The organism is Pseudomonas sp. JDS28PS106 (genome assembly GCF_036706555.1).
Classification (GTDB): Bacteria; Pseudomonadota; Gammaproteobacteria; order Pseudomonadales; family Pseudomonadaceae; genus Aquipseudomonas.
The window spans coordinates 94,153-107,614 of record NZ_JBAJGT010000008.1; the positions used below are offsets into that span (position 1 = coordinate 94,153).

A 13,462-nucleotide genomic window follows, 5' to 3' on the forward strand; every position below is an offset into this window, starting at 1 on the left:
GATGAGTGATGCGCGATAGCCCTGACGCACCACACTGTTTCTGCTGCCACCTTTTGGCAGATCGTCGGACAGCAGCCGCCTGGACCAAAGCGCCGTGGCTCACTTCTTCTTGTCCCGGGCGAAAGCCGCCTCCAGCGCGTCATTGAGCGTGCGCAGTACCTTGACCCTCGCCCAGCGCTTGTCGTTGGCTTCGACCAGCGTCCAGGGCGCGATGCCGGTGCTGGTGCGGTCGACCATATCGCCCACCGCCTGCCGGTACACAGACCACTTTTCGCGGTTGCGCCAGTCGTCTTCGGTGATCTTGTAGCGTTTGAACGGCGTCTCCTGGCGCTCCTCGAAACGCTCCAACTGAGTCTGCTCGTCGATCGCCAGCCAGAACTTCACCACGACCACACCGGCATCGGTCAGCTGTTCCTCGAAATCGTTGATTTCCCCATAGGCTCGCAACCAGTCCGATTCGCTGCAGAACCCTTCCACGCGTTCCACCAATACCCGGCCATACCAGGACCGATCGAAGATCGTGAACTTGCCACGCGCCGGAATCTGTCGCCAGAAACGCCACAGGTAGGGTTGCGCGCGCTCGTCCTGAGTCGGCGCGGCAATCGGCACGATGGCGTACTGGCGCGGATCGAGCGCGGCAGCCACGCGGCGGATCGCCCCACCCTTGCCCGCCGCATCGTTGCCTTCGAACACCGCCACCAGCGCATGTTTTTTCATGCGCTTGTCCCGCAGGTTGCCGGACAAGCGGGCTTGCTCGGCTATCAGTGCCTGTTCGTATTCGTCCTTCTCCAGGCGCAGGCTGAGATCGAGGCTGTCGAGCAAGCTCAGATCATCATGACTGCTGCCCAGCGGCCCGATGGTGAGCGCCTGGGGCCGGCCCTTGGGATTCTTTAGCGCCGCCTGCATGCCTTCGAGCAACAGACGCCCGACGGTCAGGCTGCGATAGTTGGCGTCCGCGCCTTCGATCACGTGCCAAGGCGCGTACTCGCGACTGGTGCGGCGTAGCACGCGCTCACCGAAACGCACGAACTTGTCGTAGGTGCGCGACTGCTGCCAGTCCAGCGGGCTGATGCGCCAGCTGTGCAGAGGATCGTCCTTGAGCGTCTTGAGCCGGCGCTTCATCTGTTTGCGCGACAGGTGAAACCAGAACTTGAAGATCAGCGCGCCCTCGTCGCACAGCATTTTTTCCAGACGCTCGGCGCCGCCGATAGCCTGATCGAGCACCGCGTCCTTGAAACGCCCGTGAACCCGATCCTGCAGCATCTGGCTGTACCAGTTGCCGAAGAATATGCCCATACGGCCTTTTGCGGGCAGTTGCCGCCAGTAGCGCCAGGCCGGCGGGTGGGCCAATTCCTCATCGGTCTTCTCATCGAAAGTCCGCACTTCGATGAACCGCGGGTCCATCCACTCGTTTAGCAACTTGACTGTCTCGCCCTTGCCCGCGCCCTCGATGCCGTTGATCAAGACGATGATCTGTCGCTCGGCCTGCTCGCGCAGCTCGTACTGCGCAGCCAGCAATGCCTGGCGCAACGCCGGAACCTCGGCGTCGTAGGTGTCATCGTCAATGGCATGACCGATTTCGGCGGACTCGAACATGGGCAATCCCTCTTGTGATCGAATGAAGCAAAGCGCTGCGATGGCGACATGCTGGTTCTGACCACCATTCACGAGCATGGGTCAATCGGATATGCCGCCAAACCGGCTTTTTGCCGCGTCAACGGTTTAAAATGCCGGCTCTGTTAACGCCGAGCCGATCATGACCATCAACCACCACGCCCAGATCGACTGGGATGACCAGGGCAACCCCCGCTCCCGAACCTTCTCCGACGTGTACTTTTCCACCGAGTCGGGCCTCGCCGAAACCCGGCATGTATTTCTGGTGCAGAACGATTTGCAGGCTCGCTTCCTGGCAATGGCCGCGAAAGACCGATTGGTGATCGGCGAAACGGGTTTCGGCACCGGTCTGAATTTTCTCTGCGCCTGGCAACTGTTCGAGACCTGCGCACCAGCCGGTGCGCGCCTGCACTTCGTCAGCGCTGAAAAATTCCCCTTGAGCCGCGCCGACCTGCAACGGGCGCTGGCGCTTTGGCCTGAGCTGGCGGCGCTGGCCGATCGGCTGCTCGAACAGTACGTTGCCGTGCATCAGGGCTTTCAGCGCGTGATGTTCGATGACGGCCGCGTCACCCTGACGCTCATGATCGGCGATGCGCTGGACATGCTGCCGCAACTGGATGCGTGCATCGACGCTTGGTTCCTGGACGGTTTCGCGCCCGCGAAAAACCCCGAAATGTGGACCCCGGAGCTTTTCGCTCAACTGGCCCGGCTGTCCGCCCCCGGCACGACCATCGGCACCTTCACCAGCACCGGCTGGGTGCGTCGCGCCCTGAACGCGGCAGGTTTCAAGATGAAACGGGTGCCCGGCATCGGTCACAAATGGGAAGTGCTGCGCGGCGCGTTTCTTGGATGGCCTGACGATGTACCCGCGTTACCGGGCAGCGCGCCCTGGTTCGCCCGCCCTTCCACCCCGCCAAATGAGCGCAAGGCGCTGGTGATCGGTGCCGGGCTGGCCGGCTGCGCCACGGCGCAAAGCCTGGCGAACCGTGGCTGGCAGGTCAGCGTGCTGGAACGCCATGCCGAGGCCGCGCAAGAAGCGTCCGGCAACCCTCAAGGCGTGCTCTACCTGAAACTGTCCGCCCACGGCACGGCCCTGTCGCAAATGATCCTCAGCGGCTTCGGGCACACCCGTCGACTGCTGGGACGCTTGCAACGCGGGGTCGATTGGGACAACTGCGGCGTACTGCAACTGGCCTTCGACGAGAAGGAAGGCAAGCGTCAGGCGCAACTGGCCGAAGCCTTTCCCGAAGACCTCTTGCAGGTGCTGGACCAGACCGCCGCCGAAACCCGCAGCGGCGTGACGCTCGGCTCCGGTGGCCTGTTCTTTCCCGAGGGCGGCTGGGTGCATCCGCCCGCGCTGTGCAACTGGCAAATGACTCACGCCAACATCACTCTGCTCGGTCATCGCGAGGCGCTGGAACTGCGCCGGGTCGACGGCCAATGGCAAGCCTGGGAGGGCGACCGACTGATCGATAGCGCGCCGGTGGCTGTGCTGGCCGGAGCCGCGGACATCAAGCGCTTCGCCCAGAGCGCCGAGCTGCCGCTCAAACGCATTCGCGGCCAGATCACGCGCCTGCCGCAGACGCCAGCGAGCGCCACGTTAAGCACCGTGGTGTGCGCCGAAGGCTACGTCGCGCCGCCCCGTCTGGGCGAACACACCCTCGGCGCAAGCTTCGACTTCCACAGCGACGACCTGACGCCAACCACCGCCGACCATCTCGGCAACCTGCAACTGCTGCGCGAAGTGTCCAGCGATCTGGCCGAACGCCTGGCCGTCGATCAAATCGACCCGGAGCACTTGCAAGGCCGCGCCGCCTTCCGCTGCACCAGCCCCGATTACCTGCCTATCGTCGGACCACTGGCCGACCGCAGCGCCTTCATCGAAACCTACGCCATGCTCGGCCGCGACGCCCGGCAAGTGCCGGACATCCCCTGCCCCTGGCTGGACGGCCTGTACGTCAACAGCGGCCATGGATCACGCGGCCTGATCACCGCGCCACTGTCCGGCGAACTGATCGCCGCCTGGCTGAACGACGAACCCCTGCCCTTGCCGCGCAGTGTTGCCGAGGCGTGTCATCCGAATCGGTTTGTGCTGCGGGATTTGATTCGGGGTAAGTTGCAAGTCACCGATCCGTCCTCTTCCCGCTAGAGACCGCCAATGTCCAACGACCCGCTCTGCCTGGTTCACGTACCTGCCCTCGTCGTTCTGCTCAAGGCGGCGGAAGACCGAAAAGGCTCACCGCTCACTGAGGCTGAAGTCGTGCAGATTCGCGATAAGGCCGCTTGCATCGCATTACCGTTCAGCGCCGCTTGTTCGCTGGAAGACGAACGTGGGTATCCGGATATCGTTCCGGAGGACTGTTGGGAGGAATGGCAGCGGGTTCGTTTATCGAGGTGATGGGGCAAATTTCGGCTCCAGTGAAAACAGGCAGAAAACAGGTCGCAAATTGTCCTTGGTCCACGCATAGCTCGGTGCAGTCCTGGAAATTGGGAAGTGCTCTCAGGTAGCTCCCGTTTACTGATAGACCGTCCTTTATCTCCCTTCCAGCCTATGAATAAGCATCATCGAAGTAGCCATTGGACATTTCATGCGGCGCAGCTTAGCCTACGCAGTGTGTGCCAGGAGCTTGCAACAGTCGCGGCTTCTCCACCTCGATGCGCCTCCATACAGCGACTTAATGCCCGTGACTGACTCCCTCCCTACGCATCTGGATGCGCCTGAATTTTCCGCTGCTATAGCAGCGGTTCAGGAAATCGAGTCCGTGCCGCTGATCCTTGAAATGGTCAAACAAGCGACAGGCATGCGTTTCGCAGCCGTCGCACGGGTTACGGACAAGCATTGGGTGACATGCGCGGTCGATGACTCTATTGATTTCGGCTTGATACCTGGGAGCCAACTCGAGCTCGAAACCACGATTTGTCATGAGATCCGCCAGAATCGAAAGCCGGTCATCTTCACCCATGCGAGCAACCATCCGCTTTTCTCAACCCACCACACCCCAAAGCTGTATGGTCTCGAAAGTTACGTCTCCATCCCCATCGTCACGGCGGACGGACAGTTCTTCGGCACGCTCTGCGCGATAGACCCGACGCCCGCCAGCTTTGATGAAAGCACCGTGCTGAAAACGCTGGGACTCTACGCTCAGTTGATTGCGATGAACCTTGATCTGCACAAGGGATTGCTTACATCCGAGCAGGCGCTCGCGGACGCTGCTGAAACCGGCGTACTGCGCGAGCAGTTCGTGGCAGTGTTGGGCCACGATTTGCGTACACCCTTGAGTGCGGTGCGTTTGAGTGCCGAGCTGCTTGAAACCAGAGTCGATGAACCCCGAAGCTTGAAGTTAATCCGGGCCGTACGCCAGAGCGCGATACGCATGGGTGTTTTGATCGAAGATGTGCTTGATTTCGCCCGCGGCGAATTGGGTGGCGGCATCCCCGTCAGACCTGTAGTGACAGACACTCTGCAGGAGCAGTTTGAAGCCGTGCTTATGGAACTCAGGGTCGTGTACCCTCGAGCGGTAATCCTGGAAAAGCTGAGCATTCCATCCGGGCTCTATTGCGATCCCAGTCGACTGGGACAACTGCTGTCCAACCTGGTTGGCAATGCCATTACTCACGGGACGAAGGGCGCTCCGGTTGGGGTGCGTGTCTACACAGTCGGTCAAAACCTGGTGCTGTCAGTGCACAATAGCGGCGTTCCAATTCATAAAGATGTCCTCCCCTCGCTTTTTCATCCATTCAGACGACCCGAAACAGGCAGCCGTGAGGACGGACTAGGCTTGGGGCTCTACATCGCGAATGAAATTTGTGCCGGGCACCGCGGAACGCTCGAGGTTACCTCGAACGACTCGCAGGGTACTGAATTCGTAGCCACCCTCCCTTGCTCAATGCAGTCAGCCTAGGCTGAGTCGCAGCTTGTTTAGAGGCAACCCTGGTCCTCACTTGCGAGGATTGCCTTCTCCGCTCGAATGGCAGCTTTGGGTGATAGCTGCCAGCCACAACTGGCTGCTATCGGCCAGAAGCGGACGTCAGTCGCCTGGAACGGATGAGTTTTAAAATAATTCCGCTGCGCTCCTGGACGAATTACCAACCTCTGCTAGCGTCTTACGGCGACTTATGAGCTTTAGCGCATGGTCAGAAGCCATCAGTGGTGCACACAGGATTGGGGCTATGGCTAAAAACAGCTTTAAACGGACGATGTTTCTGACCACGATGCTGCCACTCGCCATGAGTGCTCATGCAGACAATGCGGATACCGCCAATAAGAGTAATAACCCCCTAAATCTCGCCCCCGGCGCCAACCTGCAAGACTACTACACGCCAAAACTGTACGACACCAACGCGCATACCAACGATGCGTTACTGCGCGGCACGTTGCCAGTCGCTGCGGGTGACGTCATTGGCGTCCCGCAAATTCTGCGTGCCACGCTCCCCATCAGCACGCGCCCCGATCCGCATCATGGCTACAGCACCGGCATCGGAGACCTGAACCTCTTCGATATATTCTTGCTGAAAACCGATGGCGTACAGCTAGGTGTCGGCCCGCAAATTACCGCTCCGACGGCTGCGCAGGACGAACTGGGCACCGGCAAATGGCAGGCAGGTCTGGCTGCCGTCGCCATTGATGCGTCGCCCCGTGGATTGCTCGGCGCGCTGGTGCAATACCAAAGCTCTTTCGCAGGTGACAGCGACCGTCAGCACGTTGAGACCACCACTTTCCAGCCGTTCATCATCCATAATCTGCCGAGAGGCTGGTACCTGCGCTCCACCGGTACCTGGACCTTTGACCTGAAGAACGACACGCACTACATCCCCATCGGGCTGGGCGTCGGCAAGGCATGGAAATCCGGCAGCAATATCCTCAACGCATTTGTTGAACCACAGTGGACGGTCGATCGCAAAGGCGATGGTTTGCCGCAATTCACGCTTTTTGCCGGTATCAACATCACTTTCGGAAAATGAGGGCAGGCTGTGCGTGGAGTAATTCGGTTGGCCGGTTCTTCCCTGCTTGCATTAGTCGCGGGCTGCGCAACGGGAACGCACTCTCCTACGTCCCTTGATACCCGAATTGGCAAGATTGCCATGGAGGGCGAACTGCCAGCTCGCGCCTCTATCGCTTCGCTGTATGCCGAACTGGATTTCCAGCAAGCAACCCAGGCTTATTTGTGGGCGCTTCCGTTGGTGTCCTATGCGCAATGGCAAGGTGAGTTTCGCGACAAGCTTGGCGCGAAAAGTGGCGACTTGATGGTGCTCAATAGCTACGAAGACAAGCTCGGTGTCATCACCGCTAATGCAACTACACCTTACATTCTCGGTTTTGTTGATCTCAATGAAACCGGCCCGTTGGTTATTGAGTTACCGCCGGGGCCTACCGCCGGCGGTGTCGGAGATTTCTGGCAGCGAGCAATCATCGATATGGGCGAGACAGGCCCTGATAAGGGCAAGGGTGGCAAATACCTTGTGCTTCCACCGGGCGCGGTATCACCGGCGGACGGTGGCAACTACTATCTCGCCAAGTCAGAAACGATGAACGTCCTTGTGGGCTTTCGCGTGCTGGACCCCGACCCCGCCAAGGGCAAGGCGCTGGTCGAGAAATTCAAAATGTACCCTTACTCCAATCGCGCCCAACCCACCAGAACCAACCTGTTAACCCCGGGAGGAAAAGCGTGGTCGGGGACTCAGCCCAGGGGCATGGCGTACTGGGAGCGCTTGCATCAGATCATTCAAAGAGAGCCGGTCAATGAACGAGACCGGTTCTATATGGCCATGCTCGCCAGTCTGGGGATCGAAAAAGGTAAAACCTTCAACCCCACCGAGGCACAACGCAAGGCGCTGGAGCAAGGCGCCCGGATGGGCGAACTTGTCGCCAAGGCCAACACCTTCGCCAAGCGTTTCCCGGGTGCTCAATACTGGCCGGATCGTCAATGGGACACTGTGTTAAACATTGCAGAGCCGTCACAGCGAGTGGCCTTTTATGATCAGCTGTGGGAACGCAGTGCGTGGTTCTATGAGGCCGTGACAAACACCAAAGGCATGGTCTCCAAGACCCCTGGGCTGGGTCAGACCTATCTCGGCTCTTACACCGATGCGAAAGGCGACTGGCTCGATGGCGGCAAGAACTATCGCCTGCACGTCGGCGCCAATCCTCCGGCCAGGCAGTTCTGGTCGATGACCGTCTATGACGTCGCAAGCCGTTGCCTGATTGACAATCCACAGCGCAAAGCCGACCTCTCTTCCCGCCAGGATTTGAGACGAAATGATGATGGCTCGGTAGACCTTTACTTTGGCCCTGCTGCGCCCAAAGGCTTTGAAAGCAACTGGGTGCAAACCGTACCGGGCAGACACTGGTTCAGTTACTTCCGTTTATACGCACCCACCGAAGCCTACTTCGATAAAAGCTGGAAGCTTGACGATATCAAACGAGTCGATTGAGGGCCGCAGCCCGCCTATTTGAAGGATTCAATAATGATCATCAGACACACCGCGCGGCTGCTCTGTGCAAGCCTGTCCATCACATTGGGCAGTTCCGCCTGGGCCGATTTCACCGCCACGCCAGCTGAGGCGCAGGCCATTGCCAAGGAAGCCTATCTTTATGGGTTCCCGGTCGTGGAAATGTACAAAACGCTTTACACCCAAGCGGTCGATGAAGGCGGCGAGAACTTCAAGGCACCGTTCAATCAGATCGGCAATACCGCCATGGTTTTTACCCCTAAAGATACGGCGTTTGTCACGCCCAATTCAGATACTCCCTACTCCTTCGTCTGGCTGGATTTGCGCGCCGAGCCCATCGTCCTGACCCTGCCGAAAGTCGAAGCGAACCGCTATTACTCGGTGCAGTTGATCGACCTTTACACCCAAAACTTTGCTTACCTGGGCACTCGTACCACGGGCAACGATGGCGGCCATTTCATGATTGCCGGGCCCGACTGGAAGGGTAAGCCACCTGCGAACATCGATCGCGTTATCAACAGCGAAAGCAATATCGCGTACGCGTTGTATCGTACCCAGCTGTTTGATGAAAAAGACCTGACAAACGTCAAGCAGATCCAGAACGGTTACAAGGTTCAGGCGCTTGGCAGTTATCTCGGCCAACCCGCCGGCAAGGCTCCCGCCAAAGTCAGTTGGCCTAAACCTGAAGCCAACATGAGTGAAACGCCGGATCTGTTTCGCTACCTGAGCTTCATGCTGGCGTTCGCTCATCCGCAGGCTTCCGAGAAGAGCCTGTTGGAGCGCTTCGCCAGGATCGGCATCGTCCCGGGAGAGCCCTTCCGGATCGATAATCTAAGCGCTGAACAACGCCAGGCGCTGGAGGCCGGGATTGCCGATGGCAAGGCTGAGTTCGCCGCTTTCAAAAAAGACAAGGTTGACACTCACGCTGTCACCAGCGGCGATCTTTTTGGTACCCGTGAACATTTGCAGAACAACTATCTGTACCGCTATGCCGGTGCCAACATGGGCATTTTCGGTAACTCGGCGGATGAAGCGGCTTACATTGGCTATTTTGTCGATAACAAAGGCACGCCGGTCGATGGCGCCAAACACCGTTACACCCTGCACTTCGCCAAAGACCAACTTCCCCCGGCCAACGCCTTCTGGTCACTGACCATGTACGATGGCACGTCCAAGTTGCTGGTGGACAACCCTTTAAAACGCTACCTGATCAATTCAAGAATGCTGCCCGACCTGAAGCGCGATGCGGATGGTGGTTTGACCCTGTACGTGCAGAACGCCTCGCCTGGAAACGATAAGCAAAGCAATTGGCTTCCCGCACCCAAAGGACCGTTTTATGGGGTGCTGAGGATCTATCTGCCCAAGCCGGAAGTGGCCAGTGGAAAATGGAAGTTGCCGTTGCTGACGCCAGCAGACCTATAACTCCGGGCAACTGGCAGAGCCCTGACAGGAGCGAATCATGAGTGCGTTTTCAAGGTTACGCGCATTAAGTGCTGCAACGCTGGTGCTGACCCCGCTCCTCGGGTTCGCCGACAACGCCCGGGACTGGCAAAACCTGCCGACCGATTTGAACATGGTGTTCGGGTACTACAACCGGATCGATACCAATACGCCCATTGATACCACGCTGCCGATCAATGGCCTCTCGCTGAATGCCGATTTGTACATCGCCCGTTACGCGCGCTCATTTGGAATCGATGGCCGCAACAGCGCGATCCAGATCCTGCAACCGTATGCAGACATCTCTGCTTCCTTCGACAATGCCCGCTTCTTTGACGGTACCAAACACAATGGCGGCATGGCCGACACCCAGGTCGTGCTGGTCCATAACCTGTTTGGCGGACCCGCGTTGAGCAAAGAAGAGTTTGCCACCTGGACCCCGGGAACGTTCGTGACCGGGGCATTGTGGGTTACCGCTCCCACCGGGGACTACGACAAGAATCGTGTTATCAACATCGGTTCCAATCGCTGGGTGTTCAAGCCGGAGCTGGCATTTGGCACACCGATCGGACCGACCTGGCTGGAGTTCAATACCTGGGTCTCGCTGTTTGGTGACAACGACGATTATCAAGGTAACGGCAAGCTCGAACAGAAGCCCTTGTATGCGGTAGAAGGCCACTACAGCTATACCTTCAACCGCGCCCTCTGGGCATCCGTTGATGCGACCTACAGCCGTGGTGGCGAAAGCCGGATCAACGGCGACTGGCAAGACAACAAGCAGGAAAATGCGCTGCTGGGTGCCAGCGTTGGGTTCATGCTCTCGCCACAGTTCGGCGGTCTGATCGCCTACTCGGATACAGTCTCGGAGCGCACCGGCTCCGCGGACGTGAACACCTGGACACTACGGTTGCAATACGCTTGGTAGAAGTTCCAACGTCGTTTAACCAACGCAGGGAATCATCTGATGAAAACGTCGGTATTTAATATGCTACTTTGCTGCGCGGTACTCTGTTTAGGGGGCTGCGCAGTCTCCCAGGTGGACCCGCGCCATTACTCTGGCTTTTTAAAAGATTACAGCCAGTTGAAACCGGCAGAAAGCGAAACCGGAGCGCCGGTCATGCGCTGGATCGATCCTGACATCAAGCTAAGCGAATACTCGCAGGTGTATATCGAGCCCAGTCAGTTTTATCCGCAGCCGCAGCCGACAGCAGTGATCTCAGCGCAAACCTTGCAATCCATCACACGCTACTTCGATGCCGCACTCAAACGTGAACTTGGCAAGGATTTGCCATTGGCAACCGCACCAGGGCCCAACACCATTGTCGTCCGCCCGGCTATTACAGCGGTTTCAACCAGCACTGAAGGTCTGAAGCCGTACGAAGTCATCCCCATTGCCCTCGTGGCAGCAGCCGTCAATACCGCAGCGGGCGGACGAGACCAGAATGTAGAAATCGCTACCGAAGCCGCTTTTCTTGATGGCTCCAGCAAAAGGATTCTCGCCCAGGTAGTACGCAAAGGTAGCGGCAAGTCATTAGAAGACAACAAAACTAAGCTAGCCCTAGAGGACGTGAAACCGGTACTCGATGGATGGGCCGCAGACATTCGTCTGAGCTACGAGAAGCTAAAGCGCGCTGAAAAGTAGCGCGAGGTTGATTGATTCAAAGTGCGCGGATCGAGATAAATACAGTTGCCTCGCTGACGCCTGATGACTTCGACCCGCGTGCTGCCACCCTTACTTATTCATCTACCCGCCTATCCCACGGATATCCCATAGCCATGCGCGCTAGGGTGGACCGTCCGCTTTGGGTCGAAAGCGGCCATTGAAACGCGGCAGCTTTCACCCAACGCAGTCCCTTAAAAATCATCATGCCAGCTGCGACCAGCCCTCCGGCTCACCCAGAACACTGACGCCACAAGCCACGTTTTTCATGGCCATCACTCGATACCAGCACACCCCTTCAGCGCCCCTTGATTCATCTGATAAGGCATCCATTTCGGATCAGGACCTCCCCCAAACCCCCGATAAAACGCCTCAGCCCTCCGGTTCCCCACCATCACATCCCACTTCAACCTCGCCCCGCCGATGCTCAACGTCCACGCCGCCACACGACGCAGCAACGCCGCCCCAAATCCGTTCCCTCTGTACTCCGCCGCCACAAACAGCTCTTTGAGAACGACTGTGGGTCGTAAGTCGTAAGTGAAAGGAATCGTCAGCCCGACGGCATAGCCGGCGATCCCTGCCCTGCCCTCGACCACAAAGATGTGGCATTCAGGACGCTCGCCGAACGCTCGGGCAAGCAGGGCTTTTTCGTCTACCCGAAACTCGTCCAGGTATTCCTCGAACTCCGCCAACGCTCGCATGTGTTGGATCAGGCTGGAGACATCTTCGGGGCGTGCGGGTCGAACTTTGCCCGCTTCGCTCAACATGCGCAGGACACGCCATGACCCTGAGCCGTCTCATCCGCGCCAACCAGCGAAAACCCTTCGTCCAGCCAGCCGGTGACTCCGCCTAGCATTTCCTTGACGGCATAGCCCAGACCGGCCAGGCGGGCCGCCGCTTTATGTACGCCATTGCAATGAGGGCCCGCGCAGTAAACGACGAACAGCGTCTGCTGCGGATACTCCGCCATGCGTTCTGCGGTGATGGTGCGGCCTGGAATATTGATCGCGCCTGGTACGTGGCCTGATGCAAATGCTTCGCTCCTCCTGACGTCTACCAGCACGTAATCGACGTCGCCTGTCTGCTGGCTACGCTGGACGTCCGAACAATCCGTTTCGAAGGCCAGACGACGGCTGAAATGCAGCAAGGCGTCGGATGGATGTGCTGCCGGGTATTCGCTGACCAAGCTTGTCATGGGTTTCGCTCCTGGGCTGTAAGTGCGGCCATTGTAGGAAGCGGGTCTGGGCCGCTACAGTGGCGCATTCGACAGTCACCGGTAGTTTTCCGCCAATGCTTGATGATCCAGGTCTGGTTGCCGTGCTGGCCTATGACGGGCTGTGCACGTTTGAATTCGGCATCGCCGTGGAGATATTCGGGCTGCTGCGTCCGGAGTTCGAGTTTGCGTGGTACAGCCATCGGATTGTCGCCGTTGATTCGAGTCCCATGCGGGCGTCGGGTGGGATGCAGGTCGTGCCGGAGTTCGGGCTGGAGTCGCTAGTCGATGCGCGGACCATCATCGTTCCGGGTTGGCGTGATCGCGATGAGCGGCCACCGCAGGCGCTGCTGGACGCGTTGTGTGCCGCCCATGAGCGGGGCGCCCGATTGCTGTCTATCTGTTCTGGGGTATTCGTGCTCGCGGCCGCGGGTCTGCTGGACGGCAAGCGGGCCACGACTCACTGGCGCTATACGGATGAACTGGCGGCACGCTACCCGCTTATCGAGGTGGACCCGGATGTGCTGTATGTCGACAGTGGTCAGGTAATCACTTCAGCAGGCAGCGCGGCCGGCATCGATGCCTGCCTGCATCTGGTGAATCGAGACTTCGGTACGCATGTCGCCAACGTCGTTGCCCGGCGTCTGGTAATGGCGCCCCAGCGCTCGGGCGGGCAGGCGCAGTTCATTCCCGCGCCGGTTGCCCGCACGCCTCGCGATGACCTGGCATCGGTTCTGGAATGGGCGACGCTGCATGTGGACACCTCGCTTACGGTGAAGCAACTGGCGGCCAGGGCGCTGATGAGCGAGCGAACTTTCCTGCGCCGTTTCACTGAAGCGACAGGAATGGCGCCGAAAGCCTGGCTGCTTCAGGTACGGATGAACCGGGCGCGCGACCTGCTGGAAAGCAGTCAACTGAGCAACGAGCAGATCGCTGGACGCTGCGGGTTCGCCTCCGCGGAAAGTTTTCGGGCGGCCTTTCGCAAGACCGTGGGGCTGGCGCCCATGTCATATCGCGCGCAATTCGGCAGTCACTGACTGAAGTCGTTTTGAAAGGAGTTCGATCCGTCGGAACAGACCTGAGCG

12 protein-coding genes are annotated in these 13,462 nt (G+C 58.9%); 9 read left to right on the forward strand and 3 right to left on the reverse strand.

The annotated features are described in order from the left end of the window. Positions 1-99 precede the first annotated feature (99 nt). Complete coding sequence (gene pap, locus TRP66_RS14835; protein ID WP_333403991.1) at positions 100-1,596, reverse strand: polyphosphate:AMP phosphotransferase; 1,497 nt, start codon at positions 1,594-1,596, stop codon at positions 100-102. A 160-nt stretch (positions 1,597-1,756) separates the two neighbouring features. On the opposite strand from pap, the gene mnmC reads away from it, so the two are divergent. The 8 genes from mnmC to TRP66_RS14875 all read left to right on the forward strand — a co-directional run bounded on the left by mnmC (position 1,757) and on the right by TRP66_RS14875 (position 11,146). Next, positions 1,757-3,763, forward strand: coding sequence for a bifunctional tRNA (5-methylaminomethyl-2-thiouridine)(34)-methyltransferase MnmD/FAD-dependent 5-carboxymethylaminomethyl-2-thiouridine(34) oxidoreductase MnmC (mnmC, locus tag TRP66_RS14840; RefSeq protein WP_333403993.1), 2,007 nt, complete (start codon positions 1,757-1,759; stop codon positions 3,761-3,763). 9 nt (positions 3,764-3,772) lie between these two features. Next, a complete protein-coding gene (locus TRP66_RS14845; RefSeq protein WP_333403995.1) occupies positions 3,773-4,012 on the forward strand; it encodes a hypothetical protein in 240 nt (79 codons plus the stop codon). Between the two features lie 286 nt (positions 4,013-4,298). Continuing rightward, positions 4,299-5,516, forward strand: a complete 1,218-nt coding sequence (locus TRP66_RS14850; protein ID WP_333403996.1) for a GAF domain-containing sensor histidine kinase — start codon at positions 4,299-4,301, stop codon at positions 5,514-5,516. A gap of 295 nt (positions 5,517-5,811) precedes the next feature. Next, entirely contained in the window at positions 5,812-6,576 is a 765-nt protein-coding gene (locus tag TRP66_RS14855; protein ID WP_333404282.1) for a hypothetical protein, read from the forward strand. Between the two features lie 9 nt (positions 6,577-6,585). After that, a complete protein-coding gene (locus TRP66_RS14860) occupies positions 6,586-8,046 on the forward strand; it encodes a DUF1254 domain-containing protein (protein ID WP_333403998.1) in 1,461 nt (486 codons plus the stop codon). A gap of 33 nt (positions 8,047-8,079) precedes the next feature. Next, positions 8,080-9,486 carry a DUF1254 domain-containing protein gene (locus TRP66_RS14865; protein WP_333404000.1) on the forward strand — a complete coding sequence of 469 codons (1,407 nt, stop codon included), beginning with the start codon at positions 8,080-8,082 and terminating at the stop codon, positions 9,484-9,486. Positions 9,487-9,523: 37 nt separating this feature from the next. After that, positions 9,524-10,429 (forward strand): transporter, encoded by a 906-nt coding sequence (locus TRP66_RS14870; protein ID WP_333404002.1) that lies wholly within the window; start codon positions 9,524-9,526, stop codon positions 10,427-10,429. A gap of 39 nt (positions 10,430-10,468) precedes the next feature. Then, positions 10,469-11,146 carry a DUF3313 domain-containing protein gene (locus TRP66_RS14875; RefSeq protein ID WP_333404004.1) on the forward strand — a complete coding sequence of 226 codons (678 nt, stop codon included), beginning with the start codon at positions 10,469-10,471 and terminating at the stop codon, positions 11,144-11,146. A 293-nt stretch (positions 11,147-11,439) separates the two neighbouring features. Here TRP66_RS14875 and TRP66_RS14880 read toward each other — a convergent pair whose 3' ends face one another. Both TRP66_RS14880 and TRP66_RS14885 read right to left on the reverse strand, forming a co-directional pair. Beyond that, entirely contained in the window at positions 11,440-11,931 is a 492-nt protein-coding gene (locus TRP66_RS14880; RefSeq protein ID WP_333404006.1) for a GNAT family N-acetyltransferase, read from the reverse strand. After that, on the reverse strand, positions 11,925-12,359 hold the full coding sequence (locus TRP66_RS14885) for a rhodanese-like domain-containing protein (protein WP_333404008.1): 435 nt from the start codon (positions 12,357-12,359) through the stop codon (positions 11,925-11,927). Before TRP66_RS14885 ends, TRP66_RS14880 begins: the two co-directional genes overlap by 7 nt. Positions 12,360-12,454: 95 nt before the next feature. Here TRP66_RS14885 and ftrA point away from each other — a divergent pair, with 95 nt between their 5' ends. Beyond that, complete coding sequence (gene ftrA, locus TRP66_RS14890) at positions 12,455-13,414, forward strand: transcriptional regulator FtrA (RefSeq protein ID WP_333404010.1); 960 nt, start codon at positions 12,455-12,457, stop codon at positions 13,412-13,414. The last annotated feature ends 48 nt before the right edge of the window (positions 13,415-13,462 follow it).

What these genes read in the sequence shown, in the direction of transcription:
- TRP66_RS14865 (WP_333404000.1), top strand. Translation starts at nt 8,080, where the DNA reads ATGATCATCAGACACACCGCGCGGCTGCTCTGTGCAAGCCTGTCCATC.
- TRP66_RS14855 (WP_333404282.1), top strand. Translation starts at nt 5,812, where the DNA reads ATGTTTCTGACCACGATGCTGCCACTCGCCATGAGTGCTCATGCAGAC.
- TRP66_RS14870 (WP_333404002.1), top strand. Translation starts at nt 9,524, where the DNA reads ATGAGTGCGTTTTCAAGGTTACGCGCATTAAGTGCTGCAACGCTGGTG.
- ftrA (WP_333404010.1), top strand. Translation starts at nt 12,455, where the DNA reads ATGCTTGATGATCCAGGTCTGGTTGCCGTGCTGGCCTATGACGGGCTG.
- TRP66_RS14875 (WP_333404004.1), top strand. Translation starts at nt 10,469, where the DNA reads ATGAAAACGTCGGTATTTAATATGCTACTTTGCTGCGCGGTACTCTGT.
- TRP66_RS14880 (WP_333404006.1), bottom strand. Translation starts at nt 11,931, where the DNA reads ATGTTGAGCGAAGCGGGCAAAGTTCGACCCGCACGCCCCGAAGATGTC.
- pap (WP_333403991.1), bottom strand. Translation starts at nt 1,596, where the DNA reads ATGTTCGAGTCCGCCGAAATCGGTCATGCCATTGACGATGACACCTAC.
- mnmC (WP_333403993.1), top strand. Translation starts at nt 1,757, where the DNA reads ATGACCATCAACCACCACGCCCAGATCGACTGGGATGACCAGGGCAAC.
- TRP66_RS14885 (WP_333404008.1), bottom strand. Translation starts at nt 12,359, where the DNA reads ATGACAAGCTTGGTCAGCGAATACCCGGCAGCACATCCATCCGACGCC.
- TRP66_RS14845 (WP_333403995.1), top strand. Translation starts at nt 3,773, where the DNA reads ATGTCCAACGACCCGCTCTGCCTGGTTCACGTACCTGCCCTCGTCGTT.